20 protein-coding genes are annotated in these 19934 nt (G+C 67.4%); 10 read left to right on the top strand and 10 right to left on the bottom strand.

Annotated elements, in window-relative coordinates:
• The first annotated feature begins 62 nt into the window (after nucleotides 1-62).
• Nucleotides 63-884, top strand: a complete 822-nt coding sequence (gene nadE, locus AC0J5J_RS04510; protein WP_474899716.1) for an ammonia-dependent NAD(+) synthetase — start codon at nucleotides 63-65, stop codon at nucleotides 882-884.
• 111 nt (nucleotides 885-995) lie between these two features.
• Here the strand turns inward: nadE and AC0J5J_RS04505 are convergent, their stop codons facing one another.
• From AC0J5J_RS04505 to mgrA, 4 genes are all read right to left on the bottom strand, one after another.
• The gene (locus AC0J5J_RS04505) at nucleotides 996-1694 is read right to left on the bottom strand and encodes a hypothetical protein (protein ID WP_134425325.1); all 699 of its coding nucleotides are present in this window, start codon (nucleotides 1692-1694) and stop codon (nucleotides 996-998) included.
• Between the two features lie 76 nt (nucleotides 1695-1770).
• Entirely contained in the window at nucleotides 1771-2034 is a 264-nt protein-coding gene (locus AC0J5J_RS04500) for a hypothetical protein (RefSeq protein ID WP_474899714.1), read from the bottom strand.
• 83 nt (nucleotides 2035-2117) lie between these two features.
• Nucleotides 2118-3074, bottom strand: coding sequence for an EamA family transporter (locus tag AC0J5J_RS04495; RefSeq protein ID WP_474899712.1), 957 nt, complete (start codon nucleotides 3072-3074; stop codon nucleotides 2118-2120).
• A gap of 4 nt (nucleotides 3075-3078) precedes the next feature.
• A complete protein-coding gene (mgrA, locus tag AC0J5J_RS04490) occupies nucleotides 3079-4086 on the bottom strand; it encodes an L-glyceraldehyde 3-phosphate reductase (RefSeq protein ID WP_134425322.1) in 1008 nt (335 codons plus the stop codon).
• Nucleotides 4087-4103: 17 nt separating this feature from the next.
• On the opposite strand from mgrA, the gene msrA reads away from it, so the two are divergent.
• The 5 genes from msrA to AC0J5J_RS04465 all read left to right on the top strand — a co-directional run bounded on the left by msrA (nucleotide 4104) and on the right by AC0J5J_RS04465 (nucleotide 8104).
• Nucleotides 4104-4625, top strand: a complete 522-nt coding sequence (gene msrA, locus AC0J5J_RS04485) for a peptide-methionine (S)-S-oxide reductase MsrA (RefSeq protein ID WP_134425321.1) — start codon at nucleotides 4104-4106, stop codon at nucleotides 4623-4625.
• Nucleotides 4626-4817: 192 nt separating this feature from the next.
• Nucleotides 4818-5318 carry a single-stranded DNA-binding protein gene (locus AC0J5J_RS04480; protein ID WP_474899710.1) on the top strand — a complete coding sequence of 167 codons (501 nt, stop codon included), beginning with the start codon at nucleotides 4818-4820 and terminating at the stop codon, nucleotides 5316-5318.
• Nucleotides 5319-5392: 74 nt separating this feature from the next.
• Nucleotides 5393-5911 carry a DUF6993 domain-containing protein gene (locus AC0J5J_RS04475; RefSeq protein WP_474899709.1) on the top strand — a complete coding sequence of 173 codons (519 nt, stop codon included), beginning with the start codon at nucleotides 5393-5395 and terminating at the stop codon, nucleotides 5909-5911.
• A gap of 5 nt (nucleotides 5912-5916) precedes the next feature.
• Nucleotides 5917-7599, top strand: coding sequence for an energy-dependent translational throttle protein EttA (gene ettA, locus AC0J5J_RS04470; protein WP_474899707.1), 1683 nt, complete (start codon nucleotides 5917-5919; stop codon nucleotides 7597-7599).
• Nucleotides 7600-7609: 10 nt separating this feature from the next.
• Nucleotides 7610-8104, top strand: coding sequence for an acyl-CoA thioesterase (locus AC0J5J_RS04465; RefSeq protein WP_134425318.1), 495 nt, complete (start codon nucleotides 7610-7612; stop codon nucleotides 8102-8104).
• 45 nt (nucleotides 8105-8149) lie between these two features.
• On the opposite strand, the gene AC0J5J_RS04460 is transcribed toward AC0J5J_RS04465, so the two are convergent.
• Together AC0J5J_RS04460 and AC0J5J_RS04455 are read right to left on the bottom strand one after the other, a co-directional pair.
• A complete protein-coding gene (locus AC0J5J_RS04460; protein WP_134425317.1) occupies nucleotides 8150-8572 on the bottom strand; it encodes a QcrA and Rieske domain-containing protein in 423 nt (140 codons plus the stop codon).
• Between the two features lie 65 nt (nucleotides 8573-8637).
• Complete coding sequence (locus AC0J5J_RS04455; RefSeq protein WP_241972818.1) at nucleotides 8638-9513, bottom strand: acyl-CoA thioesterase; 876 nt, start codon at nucleotides 9511-9513, stop codon at nucleotides 8638-8640.
• A gap of 68 nt (nucleotides 9514-9581) precedes the next feature.
• Here AC0J5J_RS04455 and AC0J5J_RS04450 point away from each other — a divergent pair, with 68 nt between their 5' ends.
• Nucleotides 9582-10259, top strand: a complete 678-nt coding sequence (locus AC0J5J_RS04450) for a DUF8185 domain-containing protein (RefSeq protein ID WP_474899705.1) — start codon at nucleotides 9582-9584, stop codon at nucleotides 10257-10259.
• 310 nt (nucleotides 10260-10569) lie between these two features.
• Complete coding sequence (locus AC0J5J_RS04445; protein ID WP_474900187.1) at nucleotides 10570-12114, top strand: glucoamylase family protein; 1545 nt, start codon at nucleotides 10570-10572, stop codon at nucleotides 12112-12114.
• A 129-nt stretch (nucleotides 12115-12243) separates the two neighbouring features.
• Here AC0J5J_RS04445 and AC0J5J_RS04440 read toward each other — a convergent pair whose 3' ends face one another.
• From AC0J5J_RS04440 to AC0J5J_RS04425, 4 genes are all read right to left on the bottom strand, one after another.
• Nucleotides 12244-13389, bottom strand: coding sequence for a DUF8173 domain-containing protein (locus AC0J5J_RS04440; protein ID WP_474899703.1), 1146 nt, complete (start codon nucleotides 13387-13389; stop codon nucleotides 12244-12246).
• Between the two features lie 244 nt (nucleotides 13390-13633).
• Entirely contained in the window at nucleotides 13634-14125 is a 492-nt protein-coding gene (locus AC0J5J_RS04435; RefSeq protein ID WP_474899702.1) for an N-acetyltransferase family protein, read from the bottom strand.
• A gap of 648 nt (nucleotides 14126-14773) precedes the next feature.
• On the bottom strand, nucleotides 14774-15238 hold the full coding sequence (locus AC0J5J_RS04430) for a cytidine deaminase family protein (RefSeq protein ID WP_134425313.1): 465 nt from the start codon (nucleotides 15236-15238) through the stop codon (nucleotides 14774-14776).
• A 275-nt stretch (nucleotides 15239-15513) separates the two neighbouring features.
• Complete coding sequence (locus tag AC0J5J_RS04425) at nucleotides 15514-17076, bottom strand: PucR family transcriptional regulator (protein WP_474899700.1); 1563 nt, start codon at nucleotides 17074-17076, stop codon at nucleotides 15514-15516.
• Nucleotides 17077-17218: 142 nt separating this feature from the next.
• Here AC0J5J_RS04425 and gabT point away from each other — a divergent pair, with 142 nt between their 5' ends.
• Entirely contained in the window at nucleotides 17219-18580 is a 1362-nt protein-coding gene (gene gabT, locus AC0J5J_RS04420) for a 4-aminobutyrate--2-oxoglutarate transaminase (protein ID WP_134425311.1), read from the top strand.
• Nucleotides 18577-19905 (top strand): Glu/Leu/Phe/Val family dehydrogenase, encoded by a 1329-nt coding sequence (locus tag AC0J5J_RS04415; protein ID WP_474899698.1) that lies wholly within the window; start codon nucleotides 18577-18579, stop codon nucleotides 19903-19905. The genes gabT and AC0J5J_RS04415 overlap by 4 nt, the downstream gene beginning before the upstream one ends.
• Nucleotides 19906-19934 lie beyond the last annotated feature (29 nt).

Genomic DNA, 19934 nt, shown 5'->3' with positions numbered 1-19934 from the left:
CGGGCGCCGGCGAAACAGCCGTGAATCCCGCTGCCCGTTCGCCGGCTTGGTAGATTTGCTGGATGCGAGAACTACAGGCGCGAATCATCGCGGAGCTGAACGTGTCCCCCCGGATCGATCCGGCCGCCGAGGTGAGCCGCCGAGTGCAGTTCCTCGCCGACTACCTGCTGCGCACCGGCGCGAAGGGCCTCGTGCTGGGCATCAGCGGAGGCCAGGATTCCAGCCTCGCCGGCCGCCTGTGCCAGCTGGCCGTTGAGCAGTTGGCCGCGGCGGGACATCCGGCCGTCTTCCAGGCCGTCCGGCTGCCGTACCGGGTGCAGCATGACGAGGAGGATGCCCAATTGGCCCTCGAATTCATCCAGCCTGCGACCACCGTCACCTTCGACATCATGCGGGCCGTCGATGCTCTCGAAGCCGAATTCGCCGATGCCACGGGCCGTCCGCTGCCCGACTTCGACAAGGGCAACGTGAAAGCCCGGATGCGCATGGTCGCGCAGTACGCCCTGGCCGGCTCGGCCGGGCTCCTGGTCGTGGGCACCGATCACGCCGCCGAGGCGGTCACGGGCTTCTTCACCAAGTACGGCGACGGAGGGACGGATCTGCTGCCGTTGACCGGGCTGACCAAACGCCAGGGGCGCGCGCTCCTGGTGGAGCTGGGGGCGCCGGAACGGCTCTACCTCAAGGCTCCGACCGCCGACCTGCTCGACGACAATCCCGGCCAGACCGACGAAGCCAACCTGGGCTTGCGGTACGAGCAGATCGACGACTTCCTGGAGGGACTGCCCGTCGACGATGCGGTCGCCGACACCATCGAGAAGCGCTTCCTGAGCACCGAGCACAAGCGCCAGGTGCCGGCATCGATGTTCGACCAGTGGTGGCGCTAGCCACACGCCCGCACACACGCGTCGAGCCGTGAGCTTCGCTCCTCTCCTTCGTGGAATGGGGGTGAAACTCACGGCTCGGCGGCCACCAGGGGTTCGGGCGGGGGCGGGCGTTTAGCTCTGGAGCGGGGTGGGACGCACTTCGAGTGCCTGCACGTCGTCGAGAAGGCGCTGGGTCTCGGTCGACGGTGAGGTCGGCCCGGCTGCGTAGTTCAGTGGGGCAGGCACGGGAGCGGCGGGCTGGGCGGTGTACTGGTCGTGGTGCTGCTGGGCTGCCCAGGCGTCCTGTTCGGCGATCAGGTTCTTCTCCGAGCTGGACTTCGTGACCTTCCACCGGTCGAGGTCGCTCTGGAACACCTTGCGCGTGCGGCCCGGCTTCTCCTGCCACTCCACCAGACGGTCACGGAATTCGACCAGTGCCGGCTCGAGCTGGTAGCCGAAGGTGGCCGAGGTGCGCTTGAGCTCGGCCAGCTGGTGGGCTGCCCAGTTCGCGGCCACGCTCGACCCCCTGATCGGCAGCAACCGCAGTTGCACGTCGGCCTGTCCCACCGCGCGGTCCGCCAGAACCTGCTCCTGCGGAGTCAGGGAGTTCCAGACGGATGCCTCGGTCGCGGCATCGACGAGGGTGCCGATCACCGCGGCTTTGAGAGCCCGATCGTTCTGCGCGAGGAGGCGTTTGATCGCCCCACGAGAGACCAACGCCGCCAGAAGGCTGGCGACGACGATCGAGACGATGAGCACCACGGCGCTGAAAACCATGGACTGATTGCTGGCTGCCGTGAGCCAGGATACGAAACTATTCCACCACTGCATGAGCGCACTTTACCGGCCCCGGGGCCCGATCTCGGGGAAGGACTCGGCGTGCCCTCCGGGCGGATTTGCGCACGGGTCAGCGGAAGCAGTCGGCTGCGTCGTCGATCCGCCAGAATGTGCCGAGGTTCATCGTGCGGGTGGCGGCAACCATGCGCCGTGCGGCGAAGCGGATGCCGTCGGCCTCGCTGGATTGCTCAATGTGCCCGAGCACCATGCCGGACCGGTTCGAGACCCGCCAGAGACCGTCTTTCACGGGCACGAACTGAAGTCCGCGAATGACCGGCAGTCGTGGGGTGCCGGGGGCTGTGAAGCGGGCTGTCGTGGACGCTGGTGTGGACATGGAATCCTCCGAGATCGGCCGGCCGTGGGTGATGGTTGCTGCGTTCATCACGCTAGGGCGAGCCGCCGACATGGCGTATGTGTCTACCGGAGAGGGCCGTTCAGGAGGGCCTGGTCCTGGCTGGCCAGGTCGAGGTCGACGACCCGGTTCGGCCGGGCGGTCTGCGCGACCACGATGCCGGCGAGCACGAGGACCACGCCCAGCATCTGCAGCCCGTCCAGTGATTCACCGAGCCAGAGGAATGCGAACGCGAAAGCGAAGAGCACCTCGGAGGCGCTCACGATGCCGGCCGCCGTCGCGTTCAGCCGGCCGAGCGCCATGTAGGAGAGCAGGTACGGGGCGAACGAACCGAACACGCCGTTCCACAGCATCAGCAGCCATAGCGGGAGGGACACCGCTTCGAGGTTGCCGTTCAACGCGACATCCTGAACCAGAGTCTGCGGTTCAATCTGCCACCACGCGCTGAACATGAGCCAGAAGGCGCTGGCGAAGAGCATGGACCAGAAGGAGACGGCCAGCGGAGAGGTTGCGGCAACCTGCCGTTCCCCGACCAGGAAGTACACGGCCAGGCAGACCGCGGCGAGGATCCCGGCGAGCACGCCCAGGCCGGACAGGGTGCTCGCCCAGATCTGGGCGACGACGGCCATGCCGATCAGAACGCATCCGATGGCCAGCCAGATGCGGGGCTTGACCCGCTCCTGGAACACGAACCGGGCGACCAGCGCCACGATCAGCACGCCGGTGTACTCGAGCATGAGCGCGATACCCACCGGCAGCAGGCTGATCGCCACCGCGTAGAACCACTGGATCAGGGCAACCCCGGCCACGCCGAGGACGGCCATCACCGCCAACTGGCGCCGGCTGATGCGGAAAGCCCGCCGGTTCGTGGCGAGCAGCAATCCGCCGGCCAGAAGGGCGACGACCGTGACCCGCACGAAGGTCAGCTGGGCCGCCGACAGGCCGGCCTCCACGATCACCTTGGTGGTGCTGCCGTTGAGGCCGAAGAGCAGCGACGCGAGGAGAGCGTACAGGTAGCCCACCGGCTCAGCCCAGGCCGGTGCCGTGCACGGCGTACGGTTCGATCGCGTCGATCTCGCTCGGTGTCAGCGCGGGAGCGTCGAGGGCGGCGACGGTCTGCTCGAGCTGGCCGACGCTGCTCGCGCCGACCAGCACGCTGGTCACGGATGGCTGTCGCAGGATCCAGGTGACGGCGAGTTGGGCGAGCGTCTGCCCGCGCTCGGCCGCGATGGCGTTGAGGGCGCGGGCACGACCGAGGTAGGTGTCGGTCAGCACCTCGTGTGACAGGAAACCGCTCGTCGCGGCCCGCGAGTCCGCCGGAACGGACCCGGTCAGATAGCGGTCGGTGAGCAGCCCCTGCGCGAGAGGAGAGAAGACGATGCTGCCCACGCCGAGCTCGTCGAGCACGGGGAGAAGCCCCTCCTCGACGTGCCGGTCGAACATCGAGTACCGCGGCTGGTGGATCAGCAACGGGACCTTGTGCTCGGCCAGGGCCGCCGCCGCAACCCGCGTCTGCTCGGGCGTGTAGCTGGAGATGCCGACATACAGGGCCTTGCCCTGCTGCACGGCAGAGGCCAGCGCACCCATGGTTTCCTCGATGGGGGTCTCCGGGTCGGGACGGTGGGAGTAGAAGATGTCGACGTAGTCGACCCCGAGGCGGCCCAGGCTCGCGTCAAGGGAGGAAAGCAGGTATTTGCGGGAGCCGAAATCGCCGTACGGGCCCGGCCACATGTCATACCCGGCCTTGCTGGAGATGACCATCTCATCGCGGTAGGCGCGGAAATCCTCGGCGAAGATGCGGCCGAAGTTGGTCTCGGCGGCCCCGGGAGGAGGACCGTAATTGTTGGCCAGATCGAAGTGGGTGACCCCCAGGTCGAAAGCGCGGCGCAGGATGGCGCGCTGTCGCTCGATCGGGCGCTCATGGCCGAAGTTGTGCCAGAGTCCGAGCGACAGCGCCGGCAGTTTCAGACCGCTGCGGCCGGTGCGGCGGTAGGTCATGTCGGCATAGCGGTTCGGAGCTGGCACGAAGGTCATGCCGTTACTCTAGGGGCGTGCAAACTTTTGTGATCGCAGGTGGATGTTTCTGGTGTCTCGATGCCGTGTATCGGGTGTTGCGTGGCGTGAGCGCGGTGGTGTCCGGGTACACCGGCGGTGATGCTCCGAAGCCCACCTACGAGTCCGTCTGCACCGGCCGCACCGGCCATGCCGAGGCCATCGCCGTGACGTTCGACCCGGAGATCATCCCGGCCAGCGTCATCCTCGACGTCTTCTTCACCCTGCACGACCCGACCCAGCTCAACCGGCAGGGCGCCGACGTGGGCACCCAGTACCGCTCGGCGATGTTCTACATCGACGAGGAGCAGAAGCAGCTCTTCGAAACGGCTCGCACCCGCGCCGCCGAGTGGTGGGGCGACGGCATCGTCACCACGATCGAGCCGCTCGGCGAGTACTTCGTGGCCGAGGACTACCACCAGGACTTCTTCGCTAAGAATCCCGGCCAGGGCTACTGCATGGCTGTCGCGGTACCCAAGGTGAACAAGATCCGCAAGTCCTACTCCCAGTACCTCGTGTAACGGTTCGTCCAGCCCTCCCCAGATGCGCGGGGCGGTCATTCGGCACAATATCCGGATGCCGCGCCCGCGCGTTTGTCTGCCCCCGCACACTCGGAGAACGCGATCTGGGGCGGCGGAGACAGGCACGAGCCGTCGCTCCCAGGTCGCCTGCTCCGGGCATCCGTCCGGGGCCCGCTGGAAAAGGGAGACCTAATGAGCGACAGCATCACCGTGACCGGAATCGTGGCCACCACGCCCCGTCACCTCGTGACCAGTTCCGGACTGGCCATCACCTCGTTTCGGCTGGCGTCCAGCCAGCGTCGCTTCGACCGCGTCAAACAGACCTGGGTCGACGCCGAGACCAACTGGTACACGGTGTCGTCCTTTCGGCAGCTCGCCCACAACGTGGTGCACTCCGTGCAGAAGGGCGAGCATGTGGTCGTGGCGGGGCGGCTGCGCATCCGGCCGTGGGAGAACGCCGACCGCAACGGCACCTCCGTGGAGGTCGAGGCCGACACCGTCGGTCACGACCTGGCCTGGTGCAGCACGGTGTACACGCGCTCGCCGCCCACGAACGCGTCGGCACCGCAGCCGGCCGAGCAGCCCGCGGACGGTTTCCTTCCCGCCGATGCCGATGCCGTCGCCGACGCCGAGGAATCACCGCAGGCGCCCGCCGAGGCTGGAGCCGGCATGCTGGTCGGGGTCGATTCCTAGCGGCGCCGTCTCCGGGCCGCCATAGATCTGGCAGACTCGATGGTCTGACCAAACCGCGGTCGCAGGAGGACAACGTGCCGGCAGCATCAGAACGGGTAGCCCAGCGAGACCGAGGCGGCCACCGTTTCGGTCGTACCGGAGCGGCGCTGCTGCTCGGTCTGGCGCTGAGCGTCAGCCTCGTGGCCTGCACCGCCGCGCCTGTCCCGGCTCCCGACCCGACACCATCAGCAGCGGCTCCGACTGCGACACCGGAGCCCGCCCCGGTTCTGCTGCCCGATCAGGATGCCAAGGCCAACCTGCCCTATTTCGACAGCCTGGCGACCGCGGTCGTTGCGGCCGACGACGCCGCCGGTGGGCGGGCGTTCGTGGACGCGCTGGTTGCGGGGGGCTTCGATAAAGCCCAGATGGAAGTCACCTTTGACAAGACCAACGTGGATCTGGCCGCGGACTCGATCCAATTCGCCGTTCGGTTCAACGGGGAGTGCCTGATCGGGCAGCACGGACCGGCCACCGGCGGCTACCAGAGCACGGCGACGTCACTGCTCGCATCGGGAACGTGTCTGGCCGGGGCCACGCGGCAAATAGACTGGTAAGCACTATGGCTGAATTTATCTACACGATGGTCCGCGCTCGCAAGGCGGTGGGCGACAAGCTCATCCTCGACGACGTCACCATGTCATTCTTCCCCGGCGCCAAAATCGGCATCGTGGGGCCGAACGGCGCGGGAAAGTCCACGATCCTGAAGATCATGGCCGGGCTGGACACGCCCAGCAACGGTGAGGCGAAGCTGTCTCCCGGCTACACGGTCGGCATCCTGATGCAGGAGCCCGAGCTCGACGAGACCAAGACGGTGCTCGAGAACGTGCAGGAAGGCGTGGGCCCGATCAAGGCCAAGGTCGACCGTTTCAACGAGATCAGCCTGGCCCTGGGCGAGCCCGATGCGGACTTCGACGCCCTGCTGGCCGAAATGGGCACCCTGCAGGAGGCCATCGACGCTGCCGACGCGTGGGACCTCGACTCCCAGCTCGAACAGGCCATGGACGCCCTGCGCACCCCGCCGGGGGACTACTCGGTGGCGGACCTCTCCGGTGGTGAGAAGCGCCGGGTGGCGCTGACCAAGCTGCTGCTGCAGAAGCCCGACCTGCTGCTCCTCGACGAGCCCACCAACCACCTGGACGCCGAGAGTGTGCTGTGGCTCGAGCAGCACCTCGCCCAGTACCCCGGCGCCGTTCTCGCCGTCACCCACGACCGGTACTTCCTCGACCACGTGGCCGAATGGATCGCCGAAGTCGACCGCGGCCACCTGTACCCCTACGAGGGCAACTACTCGACCTACCTCGAGAAGAAGCAGGAACGTCTGCTGATCGCGGGCAAGAAAGACGCGAAGATGGCCAAGCGCCTCGCCGACGAGCTCGAATGGGTGCGCTCGAACGCGAAGGGCCGCCAGGCCAAGTCCAAGGCCCGCCTCGCCCGCTACGAAGAGATGGCCGCGGCCGCCGAGAGCACCCGCAAGCTCGACTTCGAAGAGATCCAGATCCCCGTCGGCCCGCGCCTCGGCGCCCAGGTCATCGACGCCAAGAAGCTCAAGAAGGGCTTCGGAGACCGGGTGCTGATCGAGGACCTCTCCTTCACCCTCCCGCGCAACGGCATCGTCGGCATCATCGGCCCCAACGGTGTCGGTAAGACCACGCTGTTCAAGACGATCGTCGGTCTGGAACCGCTCGACCAGGGTGAGTTGAAGATCGGTGAGACCGTCGACATCTCCTACGTCGACCAGAGCCGCAGCGGCATCGACCCGAACAAGTCGCTCTGGGAGGTCGTCTCCGACGGCCAGGACTACATCCAGGTCGGCAAGACCGAGATCCCCTCGCGGGCCTACGTGTCCACGTTCGGCTTCAAGGGTCCCGACCAGCAGAAGAAGGCCGGGGTTCTCTCCGGTGGAGAGCGCAACCGCCTCAACCTGGCCCTCACCCTCAAGCAGGGTGGCAACCTGCTTCTGCTCGACGAGCCCACCAACGACCTGGACGTCGAGACCCTCGGCTCGCTCGAGAACGCCCTGCTCGAATTTCCCGGCTGCGCCGTGGTCATCACTCACGACCGGTGGTTCCTCGACCGTATCGCGACCCACATCCTCTCCTACGAGGGCACCGATGAAGATCCGGCGAACTGGTACTGGTTCGAGGGCAACTTCGAGTCCTACGAGCAGAACAAGATCGAGCGTCTCGGCCCGGATGCGGCCAAGCCGCACCGCTCCGCGTACCGCAAGCTGACCCGCGACTAGGGCGTCCGGCATGAAGCTACACGTTCCGGTCCGCCTGCGCTGGTCTGACCTTGACGCCTACGGTCACGTCAACAACGCCGAGCTGCTGCGTCTGCTCGAGGATGCGCGCATCCAGGCGTTCTGGCCGGACGAGGACGGCGATGGGCCCGGTGCGTTCGCGAGTACCGCGGTGCTCGACGGGCGCCCGGGTGCGGCGACGCTGACGCTCATCGCGCGACTGGAAGCCGAATACCTGGCGCCGATCCCGTACCTGAGGCAGCCCGTGGACATCCGTTTGTGGATTGGCAAGCTCGGCGGCGCGAGCCTCGAGGTCTGCTACGAGGTGTGGACCCCGATCGGCCTTGAGCCCGTGCAACTGTACGCACAGGCGAGCACCACGATCGTGCTCGTCGACGCGGAGACCGAGCGTCCCCGCAAGATCAACGACCTGGAGCGTGCCGCCTGGACGCCGTACCTGGAGGAACCCATCCGGTTCAGCCGGCGCGCGGCGCTGCCGGTCGACTAGGGCTGAACCGGTTCCGGTAGCCCGAGGTTGCCTTGGGCGACCGGCTCAGCCCGCGGTGACCGTGTCGCCGGTGATCGTGACCGTCACAGAGGCCAGCGGCGTGGTTGCCGGGCCGGCCAGGGCCGCGCCCGTGGTCGGGTCGAACTTCGAACCGTGGCACGGGCAGTCGAACTCGTCTTTCACCGGCTTGACCACGCAGCCCTGATGGGTGCAGATGGCGCTGAACGCCACCACGGTGCCGGCTGTGGGCTGACTGATCAGGATGGGCTTGCCGTCGAGGGAGGCCTCGATCGAGCCGCCGACAGGAATGTCCGCGAGCTTGGCCACCTCGACGGGCCCGTTGTCGCTGGTGCCGGAGTCGCCGGTGCCGTCTGTCCCGCCCGTGGTGCACCCGACCAGGGCGACGGCGGTGCCTGCCGTGCCGAGCAGAAGCGCGGTGCGGCGGGAGATGTCGGTGGGGTTCGTCATGGTTCTCCTCGGTCGGGGGTGTGCGTGGCGGTCGGGGATGTGCGTACGAGAAGCGCTCTGAGAATCTACTCCGCGTTGGTGGGCACGCGCAGCATGCCCTCCTGGGCCACGGTGGCCAGGAGAAGGCCGCCCCGGCTGTAGATGCTGCCGGTGGACAGCCCGCGTCCCCCCTGGGCGGTGGGGGAGTCCTGAACATAGAGCATCCACTCGTCGGCGCGGCCGAAGCGGTGGAACCACATCGCGTGGTCGAGGCTGGCGACTTTGAGCCCCGGCGTGGCCCACGCCACGCCATGGCGGCGCATGACGGGTTCCATGATCGAGTAGTCGCTTGCGTAGGCCAGGGCGGCACGGTGCAGGTCAGGGTCGTCGGGGAGCGGGCCCATGGTCTTCATCCACACGGCCTGGCGGGCGGTGTGCTCGCCCTTCACCCGCAGGTAGATCGGCGAGGGCAGGTGACGCATGTCGAAGGGGCGCTCGTTCGCCCAGTAGCGGGCGATGGAATGATCGACCTGGGCCAGGGCGTCCGCGGCTGTCGGCAGGGACTCGGGGTCGGGCATGTCGGCCGGCATCTCGATCTGGTGCTCGAGCCCCTCATCCTCATCCTGGAACGACGCGATCATCGACAGGATCGGGTGCCCGTCCTGGTAGGCCTGCGTGCGCCGGGTGGAGAAGGAACGGCCGTCGTGGATGCGGTCCACGGAGAAGGTGATCGGCTGGCCGACATCGCCGGGGCGCAGGAAGTAGCCGTGCATGGAGTGCACGTGACGGTCGTCGGGCACCGTGCGCATGGCGGCGACCAGAGACTGGGCGAGCACCTGGCCGCCGAAAACGCGGCCGAGCGGCATCCACTGCGAGGGTCCGGTGAAGATGTCCTCGCTGGTGCGGGCACCCGTATCGGTGAGGTCAAGGGCGGCCAGGAGGCCCTCCATCGGCAAGTCCATGTGGCCTCCTCAGGCGCGAGACGGCGGGTCGGTGTGACCTGCGCCGTACCTTGGTAGTTTAGGAGCAGATGAGTAAGTCATTTTCTCTCCCAGATTCCCTGTCCCTTCGTGACCTCCAGGTCTACCTGTCCCGCGCCAGCCGCGTCGAAGACGGTTCCGTGCGCCTGGTTCAGGCCGCCGGGGTGCTCGCCGTCTACACCGCGATCCTGTATCCGCGTGGATTGCTCGACTCCAGCCCCACCGTTCTGGGACTGCGCACCTTCGCGCTCACCGCTCCGGTGGAGCTCGACGCGGTCGTTCCGGTGCGTTCCCTGCTCGACCGTCTCGCCCGCCTCACTGCGGCCGTGGAGGTGCCGGAGGCTCCCGTGAGCGTGACCGTGCCGCTCGAGGTGACGACAGTGACCTGGGCCGGCATCTCGCCGCCGCAGGGCGGCTGGGCCCTGCTCGGCGAAACGGATGTTGCGCTCCTCGACGGGGCTGCACAGGCCGGCATCGAGGAGGTCGCCGGTGTGATCCCGGCTGGTACCGGCGCGCAGATCGTGCAGCGGGTGCGGTCCGAGGTCTGGAGTCGACCCATTCCCGGCCTGGAGATCGTTCCGGCCGGCGCGGCCTTCGCGGCCGTCAGCCTGGGCTTTCTGCCGAAAGACGAGCCCGTGCGCCTGTTCGAAACCGGCCTGTGGACTCGGCTGAGCACCAGCCGCGGCCACATCCTCGTGCGCCGCAAGCCCTGGTCGCTGCGGGCCTGATCCTGGCTCCCGGCCTCCGAGCAGGAGAGCACGTCGAGTCTCAGCACCGGCAGTAACCCAACGGCCGTGTTCTCGGACCCGGTTCCGTGTCGCTTGACCGGCCCATCCGGTGAGTCCGGTACGACTTCTGCCTGTTCCCACGGTCAACGATGGTTCCTTGCGTCCGGTGATGTATGCGCTTACACTCATCAGAACGCGCCTGGCGCACCTCAGATCGGCCCGGTCATCCGGTGATCGGTCACCCGGCGCCGACGCGGTCAACGACGACACGAAGGAACAGTCTGTGAAACGAACACCTAAGTTTGCCGTGATGTGCGCCGCGCTGGTTGCGGGAACGCTCATCATTGCGCCGAGCGCCGCCGCCGACCCCGGCACAACGACGGGGTCCCCGAAGGACGATCCCCCCGGAGACAGCACGGTCCTCACGGGCTACGCCGTCGACACCTGGGCCTCCCTCGACGCCATGACCGACAAGAAGACCGGGCTCCCCGCGGACAAGATTCAGGGTGACCTGTCCGAGCCGAGCGACAACACCAGCCCGACCAACATTGGCGGCTACCTGTGGTCGGTCATCTCGGCGAGGGACCTCGGCATCATCAGCAAGCAGGATGCTTTCAAGCGCATGAAGTCCACCCTCAAGACCCTCGAGAAGATCGAGCGGCACGAGCCCAGCGGCATGTTCTACAACTGGTACTCGCCGCGCGACGGTCACAAGCTCACGACCTGGCCGGGCAGCGGCGACCCCGTCGATCCGTTCCTGAGCTCGGTCGACAACGGCTGGCTCGCTGCGTCCTTCCGCATCGTCGCCGAGGCCGAACCCCGCCTCGCCCGATCGGCCGATGCTCTCTACGCCAGTATGGACTTCGGCTACTTCCACAATCTCGAGGGCGGAGCGAACGCCGTCAACGGCGCCGGTCTCAATCGCGGCGGTTTCTGGGTGACGCCCCCTCCCGGCTGCAGCGTTCCCGGCAATTACGGCGACGACGGCTCTGAGGTCTACTACACCTGCCACCACTACGATACGAGTGTGAGCGAAGCGCGAATCGCGACCTACCTCGGAATCGCCAACGGACAAATTCCCGCTGAGGCCTATTACGGAACGCTGCGCACCATGCCCGATCAGGGCTGCGACTTCGACTGGCAGGAACAGAAGCCCACCGGCGAAACGAGGGAGTACCTCGGTGTGCCCGTCTATGAGGGCGTCTACGAATACCGTGGAATGAAACTCGTACCGGCCTGGGGCGGCAGCATGTTCGAGGCGCTGATGCCCGACCTGCTCGTGCCCGAAGCCGACTGGGGGCCGCAATCCTGGGCCGTGAACCACCCGGCGAGCGTGCGCGCCCAGATCGAGCACGGTCTCGACGAGGCCGGCTACGGCTACTGGGGCTTCTCCCCGGCGAGCGATCCATTCGGTGAGTACGCGGAGTACGGAGTCGAGGGAGTGGGCATGAGCACCGACGGCTACGCCTCCGACCGGGAGCGAACCAACGTCGATGCCGGCTACGAGGGATGCCGCGAGGCCAGCAACCCGAACCCCGACTTCGGCGATGGAGTTGTGACGCCGCACGCATCCTTCCTCGCCCTGCCGTATGACAAGCCGGCCGTGCTGAGCAACCTCGCGGGTATCAAGAACGACCTGGCCGCCTATGGCCCCGGCGGCTTCTACGACGCCGTCGCGACGCAGAGTGGCACCATCGCCGACCGGTATCTCTCCCTCGACCAGTCGATAACCATGGCCGCGATCGCCAACGAACTGCTCGACGACCGGCTCAAGGACTACTTCGTCGACGACGCCTTCGAGGTGGCCGTGCGACCGCTCGTCGAAGCGCAGATCTTCGGTTCCAGGCTGGAGTAACCGGGTCACCGCGAGGCCTCCGTCATCATCTCGGCGGTGAGGACCGCGGAAATCCACCGGATGGATGCGCCCGGGACGTTGCGACAGACGGAGCCCAACGAATGCTCGTTGGGCTCCGTCCTGGGGATGTCAGGCGTATGTCTGCGGAGACGCCCCGACCGTCGGGGACGTTGCTGCGGGCGGGATCGCATCCGTTTCGGTCCGGGTGTGCCACGGCCGCTTACTGTGGATTGCCAGGAGCTGTGCGCCGAGACCGAAGAACACCACGGCGACCCAAACAACGATGTTCAGCCACGGAATCTGCAGAGCGACGATGAGGATCACGCCGCCGACGAGCGCCTTCACGACGGGGTGTTGGTTTCCGCGGAAGATGAGCCGACCGATGTAATAGGCGCCGTACACGAACGTCGCCAGCGTGAGCACGAGCCACACCAACAGGCCCGCCAGCGCGAGGGGTGCGCCGATCACGGAGACCAGGAGGGCCAGCACTGCAATGGGTACGGTAACGGATGCCACGAAGCCCACGAGCAACGCCTTCCAGGGTGACGGGATGAGGTGGTCTGTCACCCGCTGCAACAAGCGCGGCACAAGCAGGGCTGCGGCGATGGTGATGAGGCTCAAAGCGACCAGCGCGTAGAGCAACCCGAGAAGCCAGCCGACGAACACGGCCCAGGGTGAGACCTCGACCTCGGGGGGTTGCGCCCGTTCGATGCGCTCCACGGTGCCGCTCACAGTGCCCTCCGCGATGCGCGCGGCGGAGTCGCTTTCATAGGTGACGTTGCCCCCGATCGTTCCGTCAATGGTGAGCTGTCCGGTGCTGACGATCAGGTCACGGCCTATTTCCCCGGCGATCGCGACGTCTCCGCCGGCACTCAGCAGATCGTTACCGATCGATCCGGCGTCGGTGACGTCCACGGTTCCCGCGAAGACCGTTCCACTGCGCGAGACGTCACCGCTGATCACGATGCTGCCCCCGGCAAGACGCACATTGCCGTCAACGGTCCCGGTGATGGTGATGGTCTGGGCTGCGGCGATCACGTCTCCCGTGACGTCGCCGCTGATGGTGACGCTCTGGCCCGACGCGTACACGTCGCCATCGACCTCACCCGAGACGTCGACGGCAAGACCACTGTAGAACTGTGGGCCCTCACCGTCGTTGGCAAGCAATTTGGGCGTCGATGACGCGGCGACTGCGGCTGTCCCTGCGGGCAGAATCAGAAGCCCCGCTGCGAGAACAGTGGCGGCGAATCGCCAGGTGTGTGACAGGACTCTCATTTCTATCCCTCTCTCATGCCTCGTGTGCTTCCCCGATATGGCACTCGTCGGGTTCATGGCCGGATGCTCTGGTAGCGAGTCGGTTCGTTCGGGCTGAATCTGGAGGGTTTCAGTCAGCGAGAAAGATACACCCGGCCGCTTGATTCGATGTCTTTGACGTTCCCACCCCTGAGGAGGGCTCCTGTGACCGTGATCGCATGGGCGCGGCGCTTTCACCCGGATGCCAGGTGGAACCTTCAGCGGGTCATAACCTGAGAAGCATCGTGTCCGAATCGCCGACCCGTCCCGCGACGACGAAGCCGTTACTCACGTAAAGTGCACGGGCTCGCTCGTTGTCGTCTTCAACGCTCAAGCTCAGCCCCTGGAGGCCACGCCCGACTGAGGCCCGTATCGTCCGCTCCAGTAGGACGCGGCCTATGCCCTGGCCTCGATGAGTGCTCACGACGCCCATGCCTAGTTCGGGGATGCCCTCATCAACGAAGCCATATCCGGGATCCTCGGCGGTCATGAACCTCGCCCAAGCCGCACCGACCGGCTTGTCCTCTGCCTCGTAGGCAACGAAACCGAAATCTGAGCTTCGTTTCCAATCGGAGACGTAGTGCCAGATGTCGGGGATATTCATGATCGCTTGCAGAGTCGCAGGTTGCCGGTCTTCGCGCCAGTTGAACGCTTCGAGCAGCATGGCCGCGAGAAAGTCGATGTCCTCAGTGGCAGCGTCGCGGATACGCAATGTCATCGCGTTGTTCCTCAATTCACAAGTGCGGCACGGCAGATTGGTCGACGCGGATTGGTGCGTCTATCGAAGGCACATGCCTTCAGGTTTGGATTTCACGGAGTAGATGGATCTGAATCCGCTGCCGCGTCGATGGTGGCCTTGGGCGTGAACGCAAGTGCCAGGAACTGCTCGCGAGCGTGACTTCCAACGTATAGCAGCGCACTCCCGCTACCGGAGATCAAGACCATCCCGGTGCTTGGTTTCGGTGACCACGCCGGAGAGCCCGCACGGCATCCAAGACGAGTATGGATCACGCACCCAAAAGCGTCTGGCATCAGGCCCCCACGTGGCGTCGGTGCCTGCGTTCATCTCCGATCTCGACATACCGCTCGACAGTGAGCTGCAGGCGCTGACGGAGGAGGCCGCCAGTGAACTTGCCCGCTTCGATGCAGAAGTGGCGCAAATCGCCGCACCATTCGCATCCATTCTGCTTCGCACCGAGAGTGCCTCCAGCTCCGAAATCGAGAACCTCACGAGTGGTGCACGATACAGGTCGATATTTCGATGCCCTGAGCGCCTACCGGTCCGGGGATGTCACCTCGGTAATCCGTTCCATCGCGGAGGCGTCGTTCGCAGCGGTGCACAACGGTCGCATCCTTCCGCTCGATGTCAGCGAAAACGCTCCTCGTCGAACTGCTGAGTGCCGCCCTCCATGGTCCATGCAGCGGCAAACGGCATCAGCGTCTCAATGGTGGCGACGCGAACGCCCTCGGCGGTCGGAAGCAGCACTCTGATGCCTGGGTAGTAATCAAAGAGGACCTGCCTGTCACGCCCGCACGGGCCGACAACACCGCGCCCGTGATTGCCAACAGCGACGATTGTCGTGATTTCTCGGCCGCCCTGTGCACGCGCCGCGCCGAGTGCAACCAGCTCAGCGCACGGACCGCCGGTGAAGTGGAACAGATTCACCCCGGCGAACATGCGGCCGTCGGCGTCTCGAACTGCCGCGCCCATCGTGTGTGCACCATCTTCATCGGGCCCGGCATCCGTGCTCGCGTCGATGACCTCTCTTGCGAGCTCAACGAGCTCAAGGTCTTCGGCCGTCGGCACTTCGAGTTCAGCGTTGGGGAGCATGAGGGTAATCCTAGGGATCGAAACGGATCCAACTCTTGGGCTGCCGCCCGCAAGCCGGACCCTGAGCGCGCGCACCCGCACAACGGCAGGGCTCCGGTGCGCTCTGTCTTCGTAACCGTCCCGACTACCCCGTCCAGAAGAGATTCGCGCTCGGGTACATTCTCCGCCCGCGGATACGCAGCAGCCGATGAGGTGGTGTGGGTGCTGATGGTTCTGAAGACGGTGGAGCGTAGCGACGTTCACGCTCGCTGCGGTAATCAGCGATCAAGGGCAACCTAGCCGGCCGCCAGCAGCGCCGCCCACAGGTCCGCTCGGGCGTGGAACGTGCCGAGGTCGCGGCCGAGCAACTGCTCCGCGTGACCGATCCGGGCGCGCACCGTGTGCCGGTGCACGGCGAGTTCCGCCGCGGCAGGGCCGAATTGCCCATTGTGTTCCAGCCATACCCGCAGGGTCGTGAGCAGCCCCGTACCGTGCGCGGCGTCGTGGTCGGAGAGCGGGCGGAGGGTGGCTCGGCCGACCTCCGAGGCATCCGTCCGGGCCAGGAATGCGAGCACCCCCTGGCGGGAGATGACCTCGAACTCGACCAGGCCGGCTGCCCCCTCACGGGCGCGTTCGAGCGCCTGGCGGGCCTGTGCCACCGCGTGCGGCAGCGTGCGATAGTCGCTCCGGTCCGAGACACCCACATGCAGGCCGAACCCCACCAGATCGTCGAGCAGCGGCCCGGCGGCCAGGTCGACGACGAGCAGGATCTGGCGGCCTTCACGGGCGAAGAACAGGTGGCCCGGGCTTTCCTCGACCCGCAGTTCGAGCAACTCGGCGAGGGCGTCGAGTCGTTCGGGCGGCGGGGCAACCACGGCGACCCGAACCGGCTCGGCCGGCAGGGCTCCCCAGAGTTCGCCGGACACGCTCTGCACGAGCGGTCGGTCGCCGCCGATCAGCGCCTGCAAGAGCCCGGACCGCAGGTGCCCGCGGGCACGGTCCAATGTGCTGTTCTGCTCGAGGGCGAGTCCGGCGAGCGCGATGACGCTGGTCACCACCTGCTGGCTGGCCTGGTCGAGCTCCGCGCCGTCGCCGAGGGCCAGCACGCCGCGCAATTGGTCCCGTCGCCCCAGCGTCTGCAGGGTGAGGGTTTCCCCGTCCTGTTCCAACGTGGTGCCGGCCCGGTGGCCGCGGCGAAGCAACCGGCCGGCCTCCGCCTGCACCCGCGGCAGGGCGGGGGAGGCGTCGGCGCCGGAGAACACGTCGCGGGGGAAGACTCGGTCGAGCGCGCCGCCGGCATCGAAGAGGCCGACCCAGCGACCCAGCTGCCGGGACAGCTCGCTCAGGATGTTGCTGAGGCCGTCCGGTCGCAACGCGGCGTGCGAGATGGCGCGCTGGGCCTCGAGCGCCCATGTGTTGCGGGCGTAGCGCAGTTCCGCGACGAGGTCGCCGGCCGAGCGGGCGACCGCGATGAACGGCGTGTCGTAGGGCACCTCCACCAGCGGCAGCCCTGCGGCGAGGCAGGCCTCCACGAGGGCGTCGGGTGTTCCGGCGCGCACCACCTCGGTGCCGAAGCCGAGGCAGGTTATGCCCCGGGCCGTGAGCCGGTGCACGTAGTCCCGGTAGTAGTCATCCGTCGTCGTCTCGGCGAACTGCGTGCCCGTGGTGAGGAGCACCTGGCCGGCGGAGAGGAACGGCGTGGGGTCGGCCAGGTCGGAGCTGTGCACCCATTCCACGGACTGGTCCAGCGCATGCGTGGGCAGCGCGGGCTCAGCCGTGAGCAGCCGCAACTGGAGGCCGGGCTGGGCCAGCAGACGGCGCAGGGTGGGCAGAAGCGGCGGAGCCAGGGTCGAAGCCATGGCCCGAGTGTACAAGATGGCGAAAGATGCCTGCCGTGTTGTACACCGTGTCGGATGCCGCGGGTGCCGGCCGTGCGTAGCCTTCAGGAATTGGCATCGACGCCGGCCCCCGCGCCGATGCACCGGCAGAACTGGAGCAGCCATGACCCTCGTAGACGCCCTTCCCCTCACCCCGGTCGGCGGACCGTCCCTTCCCCAGGAACGCCGCCTCGTCACCGCCATCCCCGGCCCGAAGTCCCAGGAGCTCAGCCGTCGCAAGAACGAGGCCGTCTCCGCCGGTGTGGGCGTCACGCTCCCCGCCTACATCGTCGCTGCGGGCGGCGGCGTGCTCGTCGACGTCGACGGCAACTCCCTGATCGACCTGGGCAGCGGCATCGCCGTGACCGGCATCGGCAACAGCGCCCCAGAGGTCGTCGCCGCCGTGGCCGCCCAGCTCGCCCAGTTCACGCACACCTGCTTCACCGTGACGCCCTACGACTCCTACATCGAGGTGGCCGAGATGCTCAACCGGCTCACCCCAGGCGACCACGCCAAGCGCAGCGCCCTGTTCAACTCCGGCGCCGAGGCCGTGGAGAACGCCGTCAAGATCGCTCGCCACTACACCGGCAAGCAGGCCGTCGTCGCGTTCGACCACGCCTATCACGGCCGCACCACGTTGACGATGGGCCTGACCGCGAAGAACCAGCCCTACAAGAACGGCTTCGGGCCGTTCGCCGCGGAGATCTACCGCGCCCCGATGTCCTACCCCTACCGCGACGCCGGACTCGACGGACCCGGCGCCGCCCGGCGGGCCATCTCCCAGATCGAGAAGCAGATCGGCGCCGACAACCTGGCCGCCCTGATCATCGAGCCGATCCAGGGTGAGGGCGGCTTCATCGTGCCCGCGCCCGGCTTCCTCCCCACCCTGGTGGACTGGTGCCGCGCCAACGAGGTCGTCTTCATCGCCGACGAGGTGCAGACCGGCTTCGCCCGCACCGGCGACATGTTCGCCAGCGATCACGAGGGCATCGTGCCCGACCTGATGGTCATGGCCAAGGGCATCGCCGGCGGCCTTCCGCTCTCCGCCGTCACCGGGCGTGCGGAGATCATGGACGCTCCCCAGGTCGGCGGCATCGGCGGCACCTACGGCGGCAACCCGCTCGCCTGCGCCGCGGCCCTGGCCACCATGCACAGCTATGAGACCGAGGACCTGGCGTTGCGCGCCCGCGAAATCGGCGCCATCCTGACCGGCCGGCTGAACGCCATCCGTGCCGTCGACAAGCGCGTGGGCGATGTGCGGGGGCGCGGAGCCATGATCGCCGTCGAACTGGTCGACCCCGTCACCGGAGACCCGGATGCCGCCCTCACCGGCCGTGTCGTGGCCGCCGCCCATGCCCAGGGCGTCGTGCTGCTGACGTGCGGGACCTACGGCAACGTGATCCGCTTCCTGCCGCCGCTGAGCATCCCCGACGACCTCCTGGTCGAGGGCCTGCAGGTTCTGGGCGCCGTTCTCGCCGCCGCATGAGCCTCCTCGACACGGTCCCGGCCGCGCCCGCCCTGCTCACCCGCCCCCTCGCCACCACACTGAGCCGCGCGACGGCGACCCCGCTGGCAACGCCGCTGGAGGACGCCCGGTCACAGCTGGACGCCGCCATCGGCGTGCTCGGCTACAGCTCGGGTCTGCACTCTCTGCTCGCGACCCCGCGCCGTGAACTCACGGTGGCTGTGCCGCTCCGGCGCGACGACGGCAGCACCTGCCTGTTCACCGGCTACCGGGTGCAGCACAACCTGTCCCGGGGCCCGGCGAAGGGCGGGCTGCGCTACAGCCCCCACGTCACGCTGGACGAGGTGCGGGCCCTGGCCATGTGGATGACCTGGAAGTGCGCCCTGCTCGACGTGCCCTACGGCGGCGCCAAGGGCGGTGTCACGATCGACCCGCGGCTCTTCTCGCAGGCCGAGCTGGAACGCGTCACCCGCCGCTACACGAGTGAGATCCTGCCCATCATCGGCCCGGAGAAGGACATCCCGGCTCCCGATATGGGTACCGATGAGCGCACCATGGCCTGGATCATGGACACCTACTCGGTCAATGTGGGGTACACCGTGCCCGGAATCGTGACCGGCAAACCGATCAGCCTCGGCGGCTCGCACGGCCGGGCCAGCGCCACCTCGCGGGGCGTGACCCACATCGCCCTCGCGGCGCTGACGCACCGCGGCATCCGGGTGCACGGGGCCACCGCCGCGGTGCAGGGCTTCGGCAAGGTCGGTCACGACGCCGCTGTGTTCCTCACCGACGCCGGCGTGCGCGTGGTGGCCGTCAGCGACCAGTACGGCGCCGTCTACAACGCCCAGGGACTCGACTTCGAGCGGCTGGGCGCGCACGTGGCGGCCACCGGTCGCGTCGTCGGATTCGACGGGGCCGAACCGCTCGACGGCGATCTGCTGCTCGAACTCGACGTGGACCTGCTCGTGCCGGCCGCCGTCGAGGGCGTGCTGCACGCGGGCAATGCCGCCCGGGTCACGGCCCGCGTCATCGTCGAGGGAGCCAACGGACCCACCTCTCCCACTGCCGACGCCGTCTTCGCCGCGAACGGGCAGCTCGTCGTGCCCGATATCCTCGCCAATGCCGGCGGCGTCATCGTGTCCTACTTTGAGTGGGTTCAGGGCAATCAGGCATACTGGTGGAACGCCGCGGAGGTCGAGCAGAAGCTCGCCGAGCGGATGCTGGCCGCCTGGCACCAGGTCGTCGACTACGCGGCCGCCAGGGACCTGTCTCTGCGTGCCGCGGCCACGGTGCTCGCCGTCGAACGGGTGGCGGAAGCGCACCTGCTGCGCGGCCTGTACCCCTGAACGTCACCCCCACCGCTCCACCGCACCAC

The organism is Cryobacterium sp. TS_SC_7 (genome assembly GCF_056156285.1).
This window is presented reverse-complemented; position numbering and strand designations above follow the sequence as displayed.

What these genes read in the sequence shown, in the direction of transcription:
- AC0J5J_RS04465 (WP_134425318.1), top strand. Translation starts at nt 7,610, where the DNA reads ATGAAGCTACACGTTCCGGTCCGCCTGCGCTGGTCTGACCTTGACGCC.
- AC0J5J_RS04460 (WP_134425317.1), bottom strand. Translation starts at nt 8,572, where the DNA reads ATGACGAACCCCACCGACATCTCCCGCCGCACCGCGCTTCTGCTCGGC.
- ettA (WP_474899707.1), top strand. Translation starts at nt 5,917, where the DNA reads ATGGCTGAATTTATCTACACGATGGTCCGCGCTCGCAAGGCGGTGGGC.
- AC0J5J_RS04450 (WP_474899705.1), top strand. Translation starts at nt 9,582, where the DNA reads ATGAGTAAGTCATTTTCTCTCCCAGATTCCCTGTCCCTTCGTGACCTC.
- AC0J5J_RS04480 (WP_474899710.1), top strand. Translation starts at nt 4,818, where the DNA reads ATGAGCGACAGCATCACCGTGACCGGAATCGTGGCCACCACGCCCCGT.
- nadE (WP_474899716.1), top strand. Translation starts at nt 63, where the DNA reads ATGCGAGAACTACAGGCGCGAATCATCGCGGAGCTGAACGTGTCCCCC.
- AC0J5J_RS04500 (WP_474899714.1), bottom strand. Translation starts at nt 2,034, where the DNA reads ATGTCCACACCAGCGTCCACGACAGCCCGCTTCACAGCCCCCGGCACC.
- AC0J5J_RS04435 (WP_474899702.1), bottom strand. Translation starts at nt 14,125, where the DNA reads ATGACATTGCGTATCCGCGACGCTGCCACTGAGGACATCGACTTTCTC.
- AC0J5J_RS04505 (WP_134425325.1), bottom strand. Translation starts at nt 1,694, where the DNA reads ATGCAGTGGTGGAATAGTTTCGTATCCTGGCTCACGGCAGCCAGCAAT.
- mgrA (WP_134425322.1), bottom strand. Translation starts at nt 4,086, where the DNA reads ATGACCTTCGTGCCAGCTCCGAACCGCTATGCCGACATGACCTACCGC.
- AC0J5J_RS04415 (WP_474899698.1), top strand. Translation starts at nt 18,577, where the DNA reads ATGAGCCTCCTCGACACGGTCCCGGCCGCGCCCGCCCTGCTCACCCGC.
- gabT (WP_134425311.1), top strand. Translation starts at nt 17,219, where the DNA reads ATGACCCTCGTAGACGCCCTTCCCCTCACCCCGGTCGGCGGACCGTCC.
- AC0J5J_RS04425 (WP_474899700.1), bottom strand. Translation starts at nt 17,076, where the DNA reads ATGGCTTCGACCCTGGCTCCGCCGCTTCTGCCCACCCTGCGCCGTCTG.
- AC0J5J_RS04430 (WP_134425313.1), bottom strand. Translation starts at nt 15,238, where the DNA reads ATGCTCCCCAACGCTGAACTCGAAGTGCCGACGGCCGAAGACCTTGAG.
- AC0J5J_RS04440 (WP_474899703.1), bottom strand. Translation starts at nt 13,389, where the DNA reads ATGAGAGTCCTGTCACACACCTGGCGATTCGCCGCCACTGTTCTCGCA.
- AC0J5J_RS04455 (WP_241972818.1), bottom strand. Translation starts at nt 9,513, where the DNA reads ATGGACTTGCCGATGGAGGGCCTCCTGGCCGCCCTTGACCTCACCGAT.
- AC0J5J_RS04445 (WP_474900187.1), top strand. Translation starts at nt 10,570, where the DNA reads ATGTGCGCCGCGCTGGTTGCGGGAACGCTCATCATTGCGCCGAGCGCC.